This window comes from Rossellomorea aquimaris (assembly GCF_000935355.1).
Lineage (GTDB): Bacteria > Bacillota > Bacilli > Bacillales > Bacillaceae_B > Rossellomorea > Rossellomorea aquimaris_B.
Genome location: NZ_JXZC01000001.1, coordinates 774367 through 793170 on the forward strand (window position 1 = coordinate 774367; position 18804 = coordinate 793170).

19 protein-coding genes are annotated in these 18804 nt (G+C 41.2%); 1 reads left to right on the forward strand and 18 read right to left on the reverse strand.

What is annotated here, in order from left to right; translation table 11 throughout:
* Window positions 1-40: 40 nt before the first annotated feature.
* From TV75_RS03915 to TV75_RS03945, 7 genes are all read right to left on the reverse strand, one after another.
* Complete coding sequence (locus TV75_RS03915) at window positions 41-1708, reverse strand: ribonuclease J (protein ID WP_044337351.1); 1668 nt, start codon at window positions 1706-1708, stop codon at window positions 41-43.
* A gap of 263 nt (window positions 1709-1971) precedes the next feature.
* Complete coding sequence (dapA, locus tag TV75_RS03920) at window positions 1972-2844, reverse strand: 4-hydroxy-tetrahydrodipicolinate synthase (RefSeq protein ID WP_301280411.1); 873 nt, start codon at window positions 2842-2844, stop codon at window positions 1972-1974.
* Window positions 2845-2866: 22 nt separating this feature from the next.
* Entirely contained in the window at window positions 2867-4105 is a 1239-nt protein-coding gene (gene dapG, locus TV75_RS03925; protein ID WP_044337352.1) for an aspartate kinase, read from the reverse strand.
* A gap of 88 nt (window positions 4106-4193) precedes the next feature.
* Window positions 4194-5243: an aspartate-semialdehyde dehydrogenase gene (gene asd, locus TV75_RS03930; RefSeq protein ID WP_044338002.1), complete on the reverse strand. Its 1050-nt coding sequence runs from the start codon at window positions 5241-5243 to the stop codon at window positions 4194-4196.
* 209 nt (window positions 5244-5452) lie between these two features.
* Window positions 5453-6046: a dipicolinate synthase subunit B gene (locus tag TV75_RS03935; protein ID WP_044337353.1), complete on the reverse strand. Its 594-nt coding sequence runs from the start codon at window positions 6044-6046 to the stop codon at window positions 5453-5455.
* A complete protein-coding gene (gene dpaA, locus TV75_RS03940) occupies window positions 6043-6945 on the reverse strand; it encodes a dipicolinic acid synthetase subunit A (RefSeq protein WP_044337354.1) in 903 nt (300 codons plus the stop codon). Before dpaA ends, TV75_RS03935 begins: the two co-directional genes overlap by 4 nt.
* A gap of 228 nt (window positions 6946-7173) precedes the next feature.
* The gene (locus TV75_RS03945) at window positions 7174-7407 is read right to left on the reverse strand and encodes a YlmC/YmxH family sporulation protein (protein WP_044337355.1); all 234 of its coding nucleotides are present in this window, start codon (window positions 7405-7407) and stop codon (window positions 7174-7176) included.
* Window positions 7408-7530: 123 nt separating this feature from the next.
* Here TV75_RS03945 and TV75_RS21765 point away from each other — a divergent pair, with 123 nt between their 5' ends.
* Window positions 7531-7692: a hypothetical protein gene (locus TV75_RS21765; RefSeq protein WP_156142313.1), complete on the forward strand. Its 162-nt coding sequence runs from the start codon at window positions 7531-7533 to the stop codon at window positions 7690-7692.
* Between the two features lie 374 nt (window positions 7693-8066).
* Here TV75_RS21765 and TV75_RS03950 read toward each other — a convergent pair whose 3' ends face one another.
* The 11 genes from TV75_RS03950 to rnpM form a co-directional block, all read right to left on the reverse strand.
* Window positions 8067-9308, reverse strand: coding sequence for a M16 family metallopeptidase (locus tag TV75_RS03950; protein ID WP_044337356.1), 1242 nt, complete (start codon window positions 9306-9308; stop codon window positions 8067-8069).
* Window positions 9309-9353: 45 nt separating this feature from the next.
* Window positions 9354-10343 (reverse strand): polysaccharide deacetylase family protein, encoded by a 990-nt coding sequence (locus TV75_RS03955; RefSeq protein ID WP_044337357.1) that lies wholly within the window; start codon window positions 10341-10343, stop codon window positions 9354-9356.
* A 145-nt stretch (window positions 10344-10488) separates the two neighbouring features.
* Entirely contained in the window at window positions 10489-12612 is a 2124-nt protein-coding gene (gene pnp, locus TV75_RS03960) for a polyribonucleotide nucleotidyltransferase (RefSeq protein WP_044337358.1), read from the reverse strand.
* A gap of 337 nt (window positions 12613-12949) precedes the next feature.
* Complete coding sequence (gene rpsO, locus TV75_RS03965; RefSeq protein ID WP_034760125.1) at window positions 12950-13219, reverse strand: 30S ribosomal protein S15; 270 nt, start codon at window positions 13217-13219, stop codon at window positions 12950-12952.
* A 135-nt stretch (window positions 13220-13354) separates the two neighbouring features.
* Window positions 13355-14299, reverse strand: coding sequence for a bifunctional riboflavin kinase/FAD synthetase (gene ribF, locus TV75_RS03970; RefSeq protein ID WP_044337359.1), 945 nt, complete (start codon window positions 14297-14299; stop codon window positions 13355-13357).
* Between the two features lie 18 nt (window positions 14300-14317).
* Window positions 14318-15226 carry a tRNA pseudouridine(55) synthase TruB gene (truB, locus tag TV75_RS03975; protein WP_044337360.1) on the reverse strand — a complete coding sequence of 303 codons (909 nt, stop codon included), beginning with the start codon at window positions 15224-15226 and terminating at the stop codon, window positions 14318-14320.
* A 101-nt stretch (window positions 15227-15327) separates the two neighbouring features.
* Window positions 15328-15696 carry a 30S ribosome-binding factor RbfA gene (gene rbfA, locus TV75_RS03980; protein ID WP_044337361.1) on the reverse strand — a complete coding sequence of 123 codons (369 nt, stop codon included), beginning with the start codon at window positions 15694-15696 and terminating at the stop codon, window positions 15328-15330.
* Window positions 15697-15748: 52 nt separating this feature from the next.
* Entirely contained in the window at window positions 15749-16027 is a 279-nt protein-coding gene (locus TV75_RS03985; protein WP_044337362.1) for a DUF503 domain-containing protein, read from the reverse strand.
* Entirely contained in the window at window positions 16024-18195 is a 2172-nt protein-coding gene (gene infB / locus TV75_RS03990; RefSeq protein ID WP_044337363.1) for a translation initiation factor IF-2, read from the reverse strand. The genes TV75_RS03985 and infB overlap by 4 nt, the downstream gene beginning before the upstream one ends.
* A gap of 4 nt (window positions 18196-18199) precedes the next feature.
* Window positions 18200-18517, reverse strand: a complete 318-nt coding sequence (locus TV75_RS03995; RefSeq protein WP_044337364.1) for a YlxQ family RNA-binding protein — start codon at window positions 18515-18517, stop codon at window positions 18200-18202.
* 10 nt (window positions 18518-18527) lie between these two features.
* Complete coding sequence (rnpM, locus tag TV75_RS04000; protein ID WP_044337365.1) at window positions 18528-18797, reverse strand: RNase P modulator RnpM; 270 nt, start codon at window positions 18795-18797, stop codon at window positions 18528-18530.
* Between the last annotated feature and the right edge of the window lie 7 nt (window positions 18798-18804).

Below are 18804 nucleotides of genomic sequence, written 5' to 3' on the forward strand. Positions count from 1 at the left end.
GCTATTTGTTCAAACATACTCAAACAAATAGCCTCACGTATTATACTTCCATGATGATCGGTAAAATCATTGGTCTTCTTCGTGTCTTGTTGTATAAATAGTAATTAAGTTGATCTCTTATATCCTGTTTGATGGTTGTCCATTCAAAAGAGCCTTTTTGTAAATAGGAATGTACCACATCAGTCACGATACCTCCTGCTCCTTCAATCAACTCTTCTGATTCCCTCACGTAAACGAAGCCGCGTGAAATAATTTCAGGACCGGACACAATCGATTTGGATCTGCGGTTGATGGTCACAACGACCGTAAAGACACCATCTTCTGATAATAGTTTGCGATCTCGAAGGACGATATTCCCTACGTCCCCTACACCTATTCCATCGATCAGCACATTCCCTGCTTGAACCCTGCCGCTCATTCTCATCTTGCCGTCCTTGTATTGAAGTACATCTCCTTTATCCAAAATGAAAATTTGTTTATAAGGAAGACCGATATCGTGAGCGATTTGGGTATGGGCCACCAGCATTTTATACTCACCTTGTATTGGTATGAAATATTTCGGCTTCATGATATTTAACATTAACTTTAGGTCTTCCTGGCTTCCATGACCTGAAACATGAACCTTCTTATTTGCAGTCAATACGTTGGCTCCTGCTCTGTAAAGCATGTCAATTGTCTTACCTACGGTGACTTCCATGCCAGGTGAAGGGGAAGCTGTAATAAGAACTGTATCACCTTCTTCGATATTTACAAGACGATGGGAGCGTTTTGACATTCGCTGCAGTGCTTCAAACGGTTCTCCTTGTGTCCCGGTCGCGATGATGACGACTTCATCTTTAGGGTAATCACCAATCTCATCAATTCCGATGATCATCTCATCCCTTACGTAAAGATAGCCTAATTTTAATGCTACATCATATACTCTCTTTAAACTCTTACCAACCACGGCCACTTTTCGATTATTTTGCTCTGCTGCATCAAAAACTTGCTGGAGGCGAATTAAATTAGATGCAAAGCAAGCTACAATCACTCTACCAGATGCAGTTCGTAAAGCGTCTGTTATATGCTGTTCAATGACTGCCTCGGATGTGGTGTAGCCAGGTCTCTCCGCTTCGGTGCTGTCAGACAACAAACAAAGCACACCTTTCTCACCGATTTGAGCCATTTTGCCTAAATCCGGTCGATAAAGGTGTTTAGCAGATTGATCAAATTTGAATTCCCCAGTATGAACAATGACTCCCTCAGATGTATGTATACAAACACCTACAGAATCCGGAATACTATGTGTGGTCTTAAAGAACGTAACATTCACTCCATCAAAGGTGAGATGGCTATCGGAATGAATTGTATAGAACTTCACATTTTCCCGGATATTTTCATCCTTCAAGCGTGCCTTTACAAGAGCATTCGTTAAACGTGTGCCATAAACCGGTGCCTTTATCTTATTGAGTACGTATGAAATGGCTCCAATACTATCCTCATGCCCATGAGTCAAGAAGATTCCTTTCACACGTTCTTTATTTTCAATGAGGTATTGAATGTCAGGAATCACGATATCAATTCCGAGCATTTCATTTTCAGGGAACATCAGCCCGGCGTCAACCACGAAAATTTCCTGATCCACTTCGATCACGTACATGTTCTTACCAATTTCCCCCACCCCTCCGAGCGGTATGATCTTTATACTTTCATTCTTTGTCTTACTCACATTATGTCCTCCTATGCTGTGCCTTTCCCGATCTTCAATCAGTTACATTTATTATACTTGATAATATTTTGGGAGTACAACCAATTTTATCCTACCTATAACTAGAAATAGAAAAAGACTGCATTCATTTTTACTACATTACTATTTCGATACAATGCGATTAAATCCTTCTTCTCTAAAATAAATTAATCAAATACTGACTTTAAGGCTGCTTCCTCCCTATAATAAAAGACTGTGAAGGAATGGCCTTCACAGTCTTTTTCTTAAGATAATACCTGTAACAATTGAGACAGCTTTGCTCTTTCCACTTCTGTTAGTGGAATTAATGGTAAGCGGACAGATCCAACGTCCAGGCCTTTCATCTGCAGGGCTGTTTTAACTGGAGTAGGGTTTGGACTTGTAAATAACCCTTTCATGATCGGAAGAAGTTTTTGATGAAGTCCCGCTGCCTGCATTGGATTTCCACCAATAAATGCAGCAACCATCTCCTGCATTTCGTTCCCGATGATATGTGAGGCAACGGACACGATACCAGTTCCACCTATTGACAATACAGGCAGAGTAAGACCGTCATCGCCACTATACAGCATAAAGTCGTCTGGCGTGTGTGATATAATCTCAGTCATGCTATCTAAGTCACCACTTGCTTCTTTAACAGCTACGATGTTTTCAATTTCTGACAATCGAATGATGGTTTCAGGTGAAACATTGACGCTTGAACGTCCAGGGATATTATACAGCATGACAGGTAAGCTCGTCGATTCAGCAATCGCCCTGAAATGCTGGAACAACCCTTCCTGACTCGGCTTATTATAGTATGGAGCCACCAGCATGATGGCATCTACGCCTGCCTCGACTGCCTTTTTGGTAAGCTCGATTGAGGCGTGCGTGTTATTGCTTCCCGTCCCTGCAATAACAGGTACCCTCCCGTTTACTACTTTTACTACATGCCGAAATAAAGCAATCTTCTCTTCTTTTGTTAAAGTAGGAGACTCACCAGTGGTCCCGGCTACTACTAACGAATCTGAGCCATTTTCAATCAAATACTGAATTAATTGGGTCGTCTTGGTAAAATCAATATTTCCTTTACGGTCAAATGGAGTAACCATCGCCGTAGAAACGCGGCCAAAATTCAATCTTGTCACTCTCCTCTTTTGTTTATCCTACCCTGAATGTAGCGGTTCTCTCCTGTAGTTGAAACGTATCATGAAGTGCATTAATCGCATTAATAAGGTCCATCTCTTTCACCAGGACCCAAATAGTCGTATGGCTATCTGCTGACTGCAGGATACGGATTCCTTCGTTGGAAAGCGACGATACAATGGCTGAGGTCACCCCGGGAACCCCCGTCATTCCGGCACCCACTACTGAAATCTTAGCGCATTCTGACTCAACAATCGGATGATGACCTATATTCTTCAGAACAGCAATCGCTTCGTCTGCTACCGATGAGGCAACAGTGTAAACAACTCCCCGTGGTGAGATGTTGATGAAATCTACACTTATTCCTTCCTTAGCCATCGCTTTAAAGACTTCAGCTTGAAGATTGTATTGATCTTCCTTAGCGAAAACCTTGATTTGTGTAAGATTGGGAACATGAGCGATTCCTGTTACGGGATGACTTCGAAATTCTTTATGTGCTTTCGTATTTTCAAGTGTGGTCACAAGCGTGCCTTCACCTTTAGAGTAGGTAGAACGAATTCGAATCGGGACGTTCGAATTCATTGCAATTTCAACGGCTCTTGGGTGAATCACCTTTGCTCCCTGATATGCCATATTACACACTTCATTATAGGAAACAACAGTTATAGGTCTAGCTTTTGATGAAATGCGGGGATCAGCAGTCATGACCCCTTCAACATCAGTGAAAATATCGATGAATTCAGCTTTTAATGCCACTCCTAAAGCAGAAGCAGAAGTATCACTTCCCCCTCTGCCAATCGTAGTGACATCACCATCTTTCGTTGCTCCTTGAAAGCCGGCAACGACCACTGCATCGTGAATCTCCAGCTCTTTTACCAAACGGCTGCATTTCATTTCCAAAATCTTCGCATTGTTAAAATCATTATTTGTCCGGAATCCGGCTTGAGCCCCCGTTAAAGCCGTTGATCGGATTCCATGTTCCAGCAGCATGTTAGAGAAGACCAGGCTAGATATGATTTCTCCACAAGATAATAATAAGTCTTGCTCTCTCTTACTTATTGAAGTATTTCTGCCACCGATTAGTGATAATAGGGAGTCAGTAGCGTAAGGTTCACCTTTTCTTCCCATAGCTGAAACGACTACCACCACTTTATATCCCTTATCAATAGCTTGCTTTGTGTGCTCTAGTGCCTTTAGGCGGCTTGCTTCATCACGTACAGACGTTCCACCAAATTTTTGAACGATCACTTTCATGACTACACCTCATTGTCATATGTTCAAGAGGTATGAGAGAACGAATAGTGGAATTATATAGATCTATTTCTGGAATGGTCCCTCTCCGTTACTTAACTAAACCAAGTTTCATTAAACTTTCTGCGATTTGAACTGAGTTCCAAGCCGCTCCCTTAAGTAAGTTGTCAGATACAACCCACATATGGAAGCCCTTATCTTCGTCAAGATCCTTCCGCACTCTGCCTACAAAAACATCCGGTTTTCCTACAGCATGTGCAGGCATCGGATAAATTTGTTCTTCCGGGACGTCTTCTAAGGTTACCCCTGGAGCATTTTTTAACAGTGAGTGAATATCTTTCACTGAAACAGAATCCTCCTCAATTTCAATATATACACTTTCCGAGTGACCTGTTACAACAGGTAATCTCACACAAGTTGCAGATACTTTTAAAGAAGGCATATGCATAATTTTTTTCGTTTCATTGATCATTTTCATTTCTTCAAATGTAAATCCATTCTCTTGAAATTTATCAATTTGTGGTATGGCATTATAGGCAATCTGATAATGCTTTTTATCCCCTTTTACAGGTAGGACACTTGGCTCAAATGTTTCACCGGACAATATGGCTTGTGTTTGGTCGTGTAGCTCATCGATTGCCACTGCACCTGCCCCTGAAACTGCTTGATAAGTTGACACGATTACTTTCGATAATCCATATTGTTTACGAATCGGTTCAAGTGCTGCCACCATCTGGATGGTAGAACAGTTAGGGTTCGCAATGATTCCATTATGAAGTTTGATATCTTCTTCGTTCACCTCTGGAACAACAAGAGGAACATCTGGATCCATACGGTATGCACTTGTGTTGTCCACCACAATTGCCCCACGTTTAACGGCTTCAGGAGCAAGAAGTTTGGATACACTCCCACCTGCACTAAATAAAGCAATGTCGACTCCTTCGAAACTTTCAGGTTTCGCTTCTTCAACCGTCCATTCTTTCCCTTTAAAGGTAACTGTAGACCCTGCAGAGCGTGCTGAAGATAATAATGTTAATTGTTTTATTGGAAAATCCCTTTTTTCTAATGTTTGTAGCATTTGCTGTCCCACTGCACCTGTAGCACCGACAACTGCTACATGAAATCCCGTTGTATTCAAAATCTTCTCTCCTTCCAACCATTCAGTATTCTCATAGTAGGTATAACGTTTTAGTCTATTACTATAATAAAGAATATTTTAACATAAACAATTATTCGACAATAGGGAATTCTTTATATAAGTTTAATTTTAAATTTAATAAGAGCCATAATCTTCTATATGCATGAAAAGAAGGCCATCTTAACAGTGCAAGGTGATAGCCTTCTAGAGTATTAATCTAAATATCTTTCGATTACGACAGGCTGGAGCTGTCTTCCTTCAATTGCCGCCTCAATGGTTTCCTGAATCAAAGTCATTCTGGCTACCATCGATTTTGGCTTACTTTCAGGTGCATCCTGCCCAAACGGGATAAAGTAAATATCTTTCGTTGATATTAATCTCATTAGATTTACACCGTTTAAGCCAAGAGCATCGTTTGTTGAAATCCCCAAAACTACCGGACGGTGATTACGAAGAGTCGCCTTGGCAGCCATTAATACCGGAGAATCAGTCATTGCATTTGCGAATTTACTCATTGAATTTCCTGTAAGGGGAGCGATCACCATACAATCCAATGGAATCTTAGGACCGAGTGGCTCTGCCTTTACGATTGAATCGATCACCTTATGGCCCGTAACGTCCTCAATCCGCTTGATCCAGTCTTCTCCCTTACCGAATCTCGTTTCCGTATTCATAACGGTCGACGTTACAATCGGCATCACTTCTGCACCGTTATTCACTAAACGCTCGATTTCGGGGAATACTGCATCATACGTACAATGAGATCCTGTCAGACCAAACCCGATTCGTTTTCCTTTCACACTCATGATGAACTCTCCTTTCCTAAATCAAAATCTTCCTCTAACAATTGACATAGAACATTCGCCAGAATCTGCCCGGCTGTCTTAGGTGCCACGATTCCAGGCAATCCAGGGGCCAACAATGCTTTAATGCCCCGCTTTTCTGCATAACGGAAATCTGTACCTCCAGGCTTTGAAGCCAAATCAATAATTAATGTATGAGCTGGCATTTTGGCTATCACAGCAGCCTTCACTATATGCACTGGAATTGTGTTTATACATATATCACAATTCTCAACCTCTTTTTCTAAGTTATCTAAGTGGAATGGTTCTAAGCCCATTTCGGTCACCCTGGCCAGATGCTCACTTTTACGAACACCCACTTTCACCTTTCCGCCTAAATGATGAAACGTTCTAGCTACACTCATACCTACCCTACCCAGACCCAATATGACAATGGTAGATCCGTGAATAGTAAAGTCTGTATGTTGAATAGCCATCATAATCGTTCCCTCTACTGTAGGAATGGAATTATAAATGGCAACATCATCTCTCTCAAACATCTGAACAAGTTTACGGTTTGTTGAAGACATCACTTTATCCAAGTACTTATTACTAATTCCTGAATAGATCGTACAGTGCTCTGGCGTCTGTGACACGATTTCTTCTGTTAAAATGATTTTCTCGTTGGAAAAAATCGTATCAATTTCTCCTTGTAGATTCGTGCCGGGTACAGGTAAGATAATGGCATCAATAATAGAAAAGTCCACTTCACTCAGCTTTTCTTTCGTAGCCCCTGTAAAGGCATGATCTAGTTGTTCAAAACCTACGAGTGAGATCTTAGCATCCAACTCCGTAAGCTTCCGAATAATCTCAAGTTGACGAGCATCTCCGCCTAGAACTGCGATCTGCATTCCGGTCAGCATCACTGATTTCACCTACTTTTTACATAATCGCTATTCTAAATCCCTTTTCACTTCAACAGTGTATGTTGCACATACCTAATGGGTGAGAAGAAAAGCGATTGAAGGCTATTTAGAGTGCAAGGTTGTTTTGAAAGGGGGTGTTCAGGAGGGTGGGGGATTGTTCACACTATAAATGAAAGACAAAATAAAAAAACGGGGAATCCCCGTTTTAATGAACTCTCTCTTCCGTTAATCATTTGATACTTCCAGAATGATCATATCTGCTCCGATTGTTCTTATTTGGTGCCAGGGTACCCGGATTTCCCCGCCCTGTTTGCGCAGCCATTTACCAGTGGGAATGATAAGCGCATTAATACTTCCCGACTTATCATTAAATTCAAGATCGGTTTGCCCAAGAATCCCCAGACGTTCTGCTTTTTTATAATCGACTATTTCTTTTCCGCTTAACTCGCTTAATCTCATGAAGGTTTCCCCCTTAAAAAAGCTCTGTATTACAATGTATACACTGTCCACTTTTTTTAGAAGAATTTCTTCGGTGTTTCATCATTTAAAAAGGCTCTTTTCGCAAAGTTTGTGGTTATCATAATGAAGAATGTAGTAGTTGATTTCCGCTCCAGGATGCTCGCTTTCCGCGGGGCTGGCGGTGAGCCTCCTCGGCTGCGCCTCCGGGGTCTCACCTGTCCAGCTATTCCCGCAGGAGTCGATCATCCTTCCGCTCCAATCAACTTTCTAAGCCTGTATCCTTAAGGGAAATCAATAAAAACAAGAATTTTAGCAAACAACCTTAATTAAGAGTAGAAATTATTTCCCCTTTTATAAAAGAAGAATTATTCTTTCTAGTTATATGGTTTTATTACGCATGTTGAAGCTCTGTCACAATAAAACTATTAAAGATGGTGAGAGGAACTGCGTAGACTCCGGCGGATTTCGGGCGTGCCGAGACCCCGTTCGGCTAAGCTGAGGAGGCTCGGTCGAACGCCAGCTGCAAGTGGAGAGGTTCCCCTCACCATCCAGCACATGCTGATTGGCAGAGCTCAAGCAGACCGTTATGTTAATAGCAACAATCTTTACGAAAAGAGCCTTGAAAAAAAGCAGACTGTTTGAGCAGTCTGCTTTTCCTATTATTTTCTCATATTTTGAGGAAGATTCCCGTCCGGACTGATGAGGGATATTGCATAATCATCTTTAAAGATGTCCAGGGCCAACTGATTTACTTTATCCATCGTAACTCCGTCGATTTCTTCGACAATTTCATCAAGCGTCCGGTGTCTTTTTAGTAATAGCTCATTTTTACCGTTACGACTCATCCGGCTATTGGTGCTTTCTAAACTGAGCATAAGGTTACCCTTTAATTGTTCTTTGCTGTTTAGTAATTCTTTGGAGGTTATACCGTCAGCTTTCAAGGCTTGCAAGGTGCTGTCGATTGTATCGAATAATTGATCTAACTGATTTGCCCCCGTCCCACCATAGATGGTTACCATTCCACTATCTTCATAAGCGGAGTGATAAGAAAATACGGAGTAAGCAAGTCCTCTTTGCTCTCGAACCTCCTGAAACAGACGGGATGACATACTGCCACCTAATACGTTGTTTAATACGATCAGGTTATAGATGTCTGGATGCCCGATTTGCAGCCCGTCAAACCCCAAGCATAAATGAGCTTGTTCTGTATCTTTTTTGCGGGCAAGCTTATTGTTGTGAAAGGCAGGCTTAACACGGTCCTCAGGCCCTTTACCACCTTCATAGGATCCAAATAGCTTCTCTACTTCTTTGATAAACGTTTCATCTACATTTCCTGCTACAGATACCACTACTTGCTCTGGAGTATACATGTCATGCATATATTCTTTTAATTTAGCTTGATTGAATGAGTTCAGTGTTTCTTCCGTTCCCAAAATCGGATAGCCAAGGGGATGCTCTTCATAGATTGCCTTGCTGAGCAGGTCATGAACGATATCGTCTGGCGTATCCTCATACATTTTAATCTCTTCATACACTACATTCTTTTCCTTATTCAATTCCTCTTCTACATAGGTAGAATGAAAGAACATGTCAGAAAGTGTATGTAATGCATAATCTGCATGATTGTCCAATACTTTTGCATAGTAGCAGGTGTATTCCTTTGAAGTAAATGCATTTACTTGACCGCCAATGCTATCGAAGGACTCTGCAATTTCACGTGCTGTTTTGGTCTTAGTCCCTTTGAAAAACATATGCTCCAGGAAATGGGAAATACCATTGTTTTGTTCCGTTTCATTTCGTGAGCCTGTTGCGATCCAGACCCCTATCGCTACTGAGCGAACATGCGGGATTTCTTCCAGCACGATTCGCAGTCCATTTTGGCAAGTATATTTCTTTATCAAAAAACTTCCTCCTATTCATGATGCAAAAGTTACTGCTTCTTCTTACTATTTCCTTGCCCGAGATGAATTATCGACGTCTTCTACGATTCGTTCTTCTTTAACAAGACTTGAAATCGTACCCAGTCTCAAATCTTTTTCTTTTATTTGAAGGATTAACGAATTCAATGAATTGGCTGTAGAAGCTGTAGGGTGCATGAGAACAATTGCTCCCTTATGCACCTTACCCATAACACGTTCCACTAATACATGAGGCTGTGGTTTTTGCCAATCAATGGTATCCACGCTCCACATAATTGTCCTCATGTGCATCTCGTCTGCAATATTAACAACTTCATCACGATAGCTTCCGCTAGGCGGAGCAAACCACTTCACTTTTTCACCAGTAGTGACCTCAATGATCTCATTTGTCCTCTTCAACTCTTCCCTAACTTTGGATGACTCTAAAGTTTTCATATCAGGGTGGGAATATGAATGATTACCTACTTCATGTCCTGCATCAACAATCATCTTTGCTAAGTCAGGGTTATTTTTAACCCATCTCCCCTCTAAAAAGAAGGTAGCATACACTTGATGCTTTTTCAAAGTTGCAAGCATATCTGGAATGTACTCATTTCCCCATGCCACATTTATGATAAAGGAAACCATTGGTTTTTCCGGATTGCCTCTGTATACAGGAGAAGCGGGCAAATCCGGTAAATGCTTTTCAGGAGAGATCTGTTTGTAGATCAGTTTATCTTCATCAAATGATTTTTCTTTTTTCATATTTTGAAGGGACGCTTCTACATCCACTTTTAAACCATTGTAGCCTGGTGTAGCTTTCCAAACTGTATCTATTACAGCATCTTGAGCTGGGATTTCTCTCAATTTTGCTTCTTCTTTTATTTTACGAGTTAGATCATTGGGTTCGCTGACTCCATTTACTTCTAGTGATTCTTGTTTTAGTCCTGTCACATACTGATCTGATAACGGGTTTTCAACAACTACTAAAGTCAGAATAGCAATTAGACTAATTCCAATCAAGTATTTTTTTTCCATACCTGTCCACCTTCCTTCTCATAAAAACATATGAAGTAAGTGGACTTCGTAGAACATAGAGCGTTTATGGCCAACTCTTCAGATAAAAAAAGCCGTCCCGGAGGAGAGTTTGCTCCTTACAGGACAGCCTGCCAATCTCAAAAGATTATGCTTGGTTTTGTTCTTCCTTTTCACGCTGTTCTTTAAGAACGGCTTTTCTTGATAAGTTGACTCTACCCTGGTTATCGATATCCAGAACCTTAACAAGGATCTCATCACCGATGGCTACCACATCTTCAACTTTGCGAATACGCTCTTCTGCAATTTCAGAAATGTGGACAAGTCCATCTTTACCACTGAAGATTTCTACAAATGCACCAAATTTTTCAATTCGTTTTACTTTACCAAGGTACATTTGTCCAGCTTCAACTTCTCTTACGATATCTTCGATTGTTTTCTTGGCCACTTTGTTCATCTCTTCATCAGTAGATGAGATGAAGATCGTTCCGTCCTGCTCAATATCAATCTTAACGCCTGTTTCGTCGATGATTTTATTGATTTGTTTTCCACTTGGTCCAATGACATCACGGATCTTATCAGGATTAATATGCATCGTCAGGATTTTCGGAGCGTATTGGGACAGGCTCGTTCTTGCTTCACCGATTGTTGCTAACATGCTATCAAGAATCTGCATTCTTCCCTTTTTAGCTTGTTGAAGTGCTTCCTCAAGAATCTCCCGGGATAGACCTTCGATTTTGATATCCATTTGAAGAGCGGTTACACCCTTAGAAGTCCCGGCTACTTTAAAGTCCATATCACCAAGGTGATCTTCCATTCCTTGAATGTCTGTCAGGATGGAGTAGTTTTCACCTGACTTGATCAGACCCATTGCAATCCCGGCCACAGGCGCTTTAATAGGAACACCGGCATCCATCATTGCGAGGGTACTTGCACAAATGCTTGCTTGAGAAGTTGAACCATTTGATTCAAGTACTTCCGATACAAGACGGATTGTATAAGGGAAGTCTTTTTCGTTCGGAATAATTGGATCCAGAGCTTTTTCTCCCAGTGCTCCATGTCCAATTTCACGACGGCCCGGTCCTCTGATCGGTCCTGTTTCCCCTACACTGAATTGAGGGAAATTATAATGGTGCATGAATCGTTTTGATTCTTCAATCCCTAAACCATCAAGAACCTGAACATCTCCCAGAGCCCCTAATGTACAAATGCTTAGTGCTTGAGTTTGTCCACGTGTGAAAAGTCCTGAACCATGTGTTCTAGGCAGTAATCCAACCTCTGAAGAAAGTGGACGAATTTCGTCAACTTTACGGCCATCAGGACGGACCTTATCTTCAGTAATCAAGCGGCGGACTTCATTTTTCACAAGCTTATCCAACACTTTCTTCACTTGCTTCAGGGTAGCTTCATCGGCTTCCTTTTCTTCTTCATAAACAGCCATTACTTTATTCTTTACTGCTTTGATTGCTTCTTCACGAGCATGTTTTTCTTGAACTTGAATAGCCGGGATCAGTTCACTTTCACATAATGAACGAACCTCTGCTTCAATGTCTTGATCTAATTCCACAAGTTGGATTTCAGATTTTTCTTTACCGACTTTAGCGACGATTTCCTCTTGGAAAGCAACTAAACGCTTAATTTCTTCATGACCAAACATGATTGCCTCAAGCATTGTCTCTTCCGGTACTTCATCCGCACCCGCTTCAACCATGTTGATGGCATCTTTTGTACCGGCTACAGATAAATGAATCTCACTCTTTTCAAGTTGCTCTACTGAAGGGTTAATGATGAATTCTCCATCAATCAGACCAACTATGACACCGGCAATCGGACCCTCGAATGGGATATCAGAAACAGATAGTGCCAGTGAAGATCCAAACATAGCTGCCATTTCAGATGAACAGTTTTGGTCTACGCTCATCACTATACTGATTACTTGTACTTCGTTACGGAATCCATCAGCGAACAATGGACGTATAGGACGGTCGATCAATCGACTTGCCAGGATCGCCTTTTCACTTGGACGTCCCTCACGTTTAATGAATCCTCCTGGAATTTTACCCACTGCGTATAATCTTTCTTCATAATTAACCGTCAGCGGGAAGAAATCCAGTGGTTTTGGCTCTTTTGAAGCTGTTGCACTACTTAATACCGCAGTATCTCCGTAGCGTACCATTACCGCTCCATTGGCTTGTTTGGCAAATTGGCCTACTTCGACCGTTAATTCTCTTCCTGCCCAATCAATGGAAAAGGTTTGTTTAGTTTGTTCCATAAAGTGTACCCCTCTCTTTATACATCACTTAAAGGGTTTCGGATGTACCTTACCCGTATAAATCTCGTTATTATTAATCTATATCATGCACGATGGTGCCGTTATATTCGTAAAAGTGGATTACATAAATGTCTATGTAAATGCAGGTGCGCTTTCTACACAAAGTCAGAGACGTTTAGTCCAATATTCTGTTCATATTATGTATTGTTGACAAAAACCATGAAATTGAATACTTTTTCAGGTGATAATGATGAAAAATTTGTGGTTCATCATACAATGATTTCCACTTATCAAAACTAAAGAAAAAGCGGGACATAATCCCGCTTCCTTTGTCTGTTTATCGACGTAAACCTAATTTGTTAATTAACTCACGGTAGCGTTGTACATCTTTCTTACGTAGGTAAGATAATAGATTACGACGGTGACCTACCATTTTTAGAAGACCGCGACGAGAGTGGTGGTCTTTCTTGTGAACGCGTAAGTGATCGTTCAGGTTGTTAATTTCTTCAGTTAGGACAGCAATTTGAACTTCTGGAGATCCAGTATCGTTCTCATGTACTTTGTATTCACTGATAAGTTCGTTTTTACGCTCTTTAGTGATAGCCATCCTTTTCACCTCCTAATAATTTCTTTCAAATCCCCTGTTACTGAGCAGCCGTTGGTGAATCGTGATGCCAAGCAAAGGTTCATTTCATACGCTATTTAGAATACTACTCTTTTCAGCAAAAATCAAGTATAATCCTCAAATTTCCGAAAAGTAGTGAATCGCTTTGTCTTTATCTTTTTGAATTTGCGAGATTAATTCCTCTATCCCGGAAAACTTCTGTTCATCTCTAATTCTCTCATACCATTCAATATAGACTTCTTCGCCATATATTGAAGAATGAAAATCAAAAATATGAACTTCAATCGAAAGGGAATATTCATCAGGATTCTTAAAAGTGGGCTTGTATCCAATATTACATACACCATCAAACCATTTATCATGAATTTTGATTTTAACAGCATACACTCCCACTTTAGGAGTCAGATAGTCGTCGGCTAATTCAATATTGGCAGTAGGGAAGCCGATTTTCCTGCCTCTCTTATCCCCGTGAATGACTGTCCCTTTCATTTTAAACGGTCTTCCCAGGAGCTGATGAACCTTCTTTACGTCCCCTTCTTCAAGGCTTCCTCTTATGAAAGTTGAACTTACTTTCAAATCCTCGTCTGTCAATTTCGAGACTGTAGTGGATGTAAACTTATCCCTTGAATGGAATGGAAGGGTTTCCATCGTCCCTTTTCCCAACCTCCCATATGAGTAATCGAATCCTGCTACTACATGCAGTACATTGAGTCCGATAATATATTGATCGACAAAGTCCTGTGGAATCAGACTTGCAAATTCAGATGTAAAACGAACAATAAATAAATAATCTACTCCCAGCTCCTCTATGATTTCTTTCTTATCTTCGAGAGGGGTTATGTAGTGTATATGTTTGTGTTTATGGCCCAATACAACTGAAGGATGGGGATCAAATGTCATGACCGCACTACTGACATTGAGTTCCTTTGCTTTTTTTACTGCTGTCGTGATCACCCTTTGATGTCCTCTATGTACTCCATCGAAGTATCCAAGAGCCAATACAAGGGGAGGAAAATCATTCTTACTATTAGAATGGGGATGATGTACAGTTATTACTTTCACAGTATTTCACCTTTTTCACTAGTCGTTGAAAAGCACCTTAACAGGCTTGATAATCCCAGGTTTGTCCGGATGACGATGATAGATGGCAATGACCTTGCCTTGGTACTCCATCACTACTTCTTTGCTTTCTGGCCAATCTTCAGGCTCTTCTAAGCGTGCTCCGTTCTTCACTTTCTCTGCTAATGTATCACTAATTGCCATTTTCGGCAAATGAGAAAGTCCCATTTCCAACGGAAGAAGAAGTCCCTTTGTATTTTCATTCTCAACAAACTCTTTTACATCTTCTAAGGTAAAACAGTCCTCTTTTCTAAAACTAGCTGATTGCGTACGGGTAAGGGCGGACATATGAGCCGGATATCCAAGTCTATTTCCAATTTCAACTGCAAGTGTCCTCACATAGGTCCCTTTGCCACAAGCCACTTCAAAAGAAAAAGATGGATCATCAATGTCTAACTCATTCCACTCCTCCAGCAAGTGAAGCTTATGGATATGAACAGTTCTTGATGGTCTTTCTACTTCAATCCCAAGCCTTGCATATTCATATAACCGTTTGCCATTTACCTTGACCGCCGAAAACATTGGAGGCGTTTGAACAATATCGCCTGTCAAACTTCGGAGTATCTCCTCAACCTCTGCTCTTGTAATCGTCCGGTCCACCTTCTTTTCTTCCACGAGCTCACCCCAGGCATCTTCCGTCGTAGTCGAAAAACCGAGAGTGACCTCCCCTTCGTAGGTTTTACCCGATGCTGTAATGTACTCGGCTATCTTCGTCGCCCTTCCAATACAAATTGGCAGTACACCAGAAACTTCCGGATCCAGGGTACCAGTATGGCCAACCTTCTTCGTTCTAAGGAGCTTCCTTAATTTAAATACACAATCATGGGACGTCATGCCGCGGGGCTTCCATAAGGGCAGGATTCCATTCATCTTACTACCTCCACTAATGTTCATTCTGCATTTCAACAAATAGAAAACAAAAGGACCGATCCATTTGGAATTGTACTTCCGTCCGGATCAGCCCTTTCTAGTTACTCTTCTGTATCTTTAGACTCTTCTGGTTCATCTTGAACTTTTCTTAATAAAGATTCAATATGATTACCATAATCAATCGATTCATCAAACTCAAAAATAATTTCAGGTGTTTTGCGGAGACGGATTCGCTGTCCTACTTCAGAACGGATGAACCCTTTTGCCTTCGCCAGACCTTTAAGAGTGTTTTCTCTTTGGTCTTCTCCACCCAGAACGGTAATATACACTTTTGCCTGTTGTAAATCCCCAGTTACCTGTACATCTGTAACCGTTACAAAGCCAATACGTGGATCCTTTATTTTTCGTCCGATAATATCGCTGAGCTCTTTTTTCATTTGCTCGCCAACACGATTCGCACGATGGCTCATCAATATCACCTCTTATATCGTTATGGGTATATGTTGAAATATAAGCAGCTAATTACAATGACTCAACTCGCGTTTCCAGTCTTTCCCACTCCGGGAAAGAATCTATAAATTTCAATGCATGCTCTATTTCTCTTTCACTCGCCCCTTTAGAAGAAGCGACGGTGACGATGGCAATCTTTGTTCGTTGCCATACATCCTGATGTCCGATTTCAGAGACAGATACATTGAATTTTTGTTTAAGTCGTGACAAGACCCTCTGCAGGACCGCCCGCTTTTCTTTTAAAGAGTGAGAATCATAAATCATACACTCACATTCAACATACGTGATCATTTACGTGTAATTTCCTCCATGATGAAGGCTTCGATAACGTCGCCTTCTTTCACATCGTTAAAGTTCTTAATCGTAATACCACATTCGTAACCTTTGGCTACGTCTTTCGCATCATCCTTAAAGCGTTTAAGGGCATCGAGTTCACCTTCAAAGATAACAATTCCATCACGGATCAGACGAACACCGCTATCGCGAGAAATTTTACCTTCTGTTACATAGCTTCCCGCAATCGTACCAACTTTAGACACTTTAAATGTTTGACGGACTTCTGCCTGACCAATGATTTTTTCTTCGAATTCTGGATCCAGCATCCCTTGCATAGCAGCTTCAATTTCCTCCATCACCTTATAGATAATGCGGTGTAATCGAATTTCAACGCCTTCTGCCTCAGCAGTACGTTTAGCATTTACATCCGGGCGTACATTAAAACCTATCACAATGGCATTGGAAGCTGCTGCAAGTGTAATATCTGATTCGTTAATCGCTCCAACACCTGTATGGATGATTCGAATATTTACACCTTCAACTTCAATTTTCAGCAATGAAGCTGCAAGAGCTTCAACTGATCCCTGAACGTCCGCTTTAAGAACAAGGTTAAGGTCCTTCATTTCTCCTTGTTTCATTTGTTCAAACAGGTTTTCAAGGCTTACTTTAGACTTTTCTCCGCGCTGTGCTTGTAATGCTTGAGATGCACGGGCTTCACCAACCGAACGAGCCGTCTTCTCGTCTTCAAATACAACGAAACGATCTCCTGCTTGAGGAACATCATTTAAACCTGTGATTTCAACAGGGGCAGATGGACCTGCTTCTTTCACACGGCGGCCAAGATCATTGACCATTGCACGTACACGACCAAACGTGTTTCCTACAACGATAGGATCTCCAACTTTTAAAGTACCGTTTTGAACAAGTAAAGTCGCAACAGATCCTCGACCTTTGTCTAATTGTGCTTCAATCACTGTACCTTGTGCAAGGCGATTTGGATTCGCTTTTAGCTCTTCCACTTCACTTACAAGGACGATCATTTCAAGTAAATTATCGATACCTTCACCAGATAATGCAGATAGCGGTACGAAGATTGTGTCTCCACCCCACGCTTCAGGAACCAGTTCATATTCCGTTAATTCTTGCATTACACGATCTGGATTTGCAGCTTCCTTATCCATTTTATTAACGGCTATGATAATTGGAACTTCAGCAGCTTTCGCATGGTTGATTGCCTCGACTGTTTGAGGCATGACACCATCATCAGCGGCTACGACGATGATCGCAATATCCGTTACTTGAGCACCGCGGGCACGCATCGTTGTGAACGCAGCATGTCCAGGAGTATCAAGGAATGTGATTTTCTTTCCATCTACTTCTACTTGATAAGCACCGATATGCTGAGTGATTCCTCCAGCTTCTCCTGCCGTTACTTTTGTGTTACGGATAGAATCAAGCAGAGTCGTTTTACCATGGTCAACGTGACCCATGATTGTCACAACGGAAGGACGCTCTTCTACTTGCTCTTCGGTATCTTCTGTGAAGTATACTTCAAGATCAGTAGCATCAACTTTGATCTCTTCTTCTACTTCCACTCCATATTCTCCTGCAATCAGCTCAATCGAGTCTTTATCCAACTCTTGGTTGATTGTTGCCATCACCCCAAGCATGAATAGCTTTTTAATGATTTCAGATGGCTCTTTGTGAAGCTTTTTCGCAAGCTCTGAAACCGTTAATGACTCTGAGAAAGTGATTTTTGAAGGAAGCTCTTTTTTCTTGGCAGGCTGCTGTTGCTGTGGAGCCTGTTTGAAATTTTTATTTTGCTTATTTTGTCTATTATTTTTGTTTTTGTTGTTGTTATTATTATTATTGAAGACCTTCTTCTCCTTTGATTGGTGCTGTTGTTCGTGTTTTTTTCCTTCACGACTTTTCGGTGCTGATTTTACTTTTTCCTTGTTAGGAGCTTCTTCTGACTTCGATGCATTGGGATCTTTTTGGGCAGCTTTATTCCCTTGACCTTTTGAATCACCTTTATACATCGCGTCTAATTTCGTTACTGCGTCGTCTTCTATAGTTGCCATATGGTTTGATACCTCAATATTCAGTTGCTTTAATTTTCCGATAACATCTTTGCTTGAAACATTGTATTTTTTTGCATATTCATAAACACGCATCTTGCTCATATGTTCACCCCCACTGAGATTCATCGAGCAGTTCGGATAATTTCCCGGCAAAGCCTGCATCCATAATAGCCACCACTACCCTGGCTTCTTTTCCAATGGCCTGACCTAAATCATTTCTGCTATCCACCAAACTAACCTTGACATTGTAAGATTTACATTTGTCCGTGATTTTCTTGTGCGTATTAGCAGAAGCATCTTTGGAAAGAATGACAAGTTTTGCTCGTCCACTACGAACTTCTTTAATAACAAGCTCTTCACCTGAAATAATCTTACGTGCCCGATTCGCCAATCCTAAAAGTGACATCCAACGATTTTGATTCATACGCTAAACGTTACTCCTTCTCCACAAGGCTAATCAATTCATCGTATAGAGATTCATCTATTTTCGCTTGTAATTGATTGGCTAAAGTATTTTTCTTTTTAGCTTGTAAAATGACGTCTTTATCCTTTGAAAGATAAGCTCCCCGTCCTGATTTCTTACCGGTAGGATCGATGGAAACCTCCCCTTCTTTCGAGCGGACAATCCGGATCATTTCTTTCTTCGGTTTCATCTCACCCGTTGCCACACATTTGCGCAATGGGATCTTCCTATTCACACTCATCTGACTC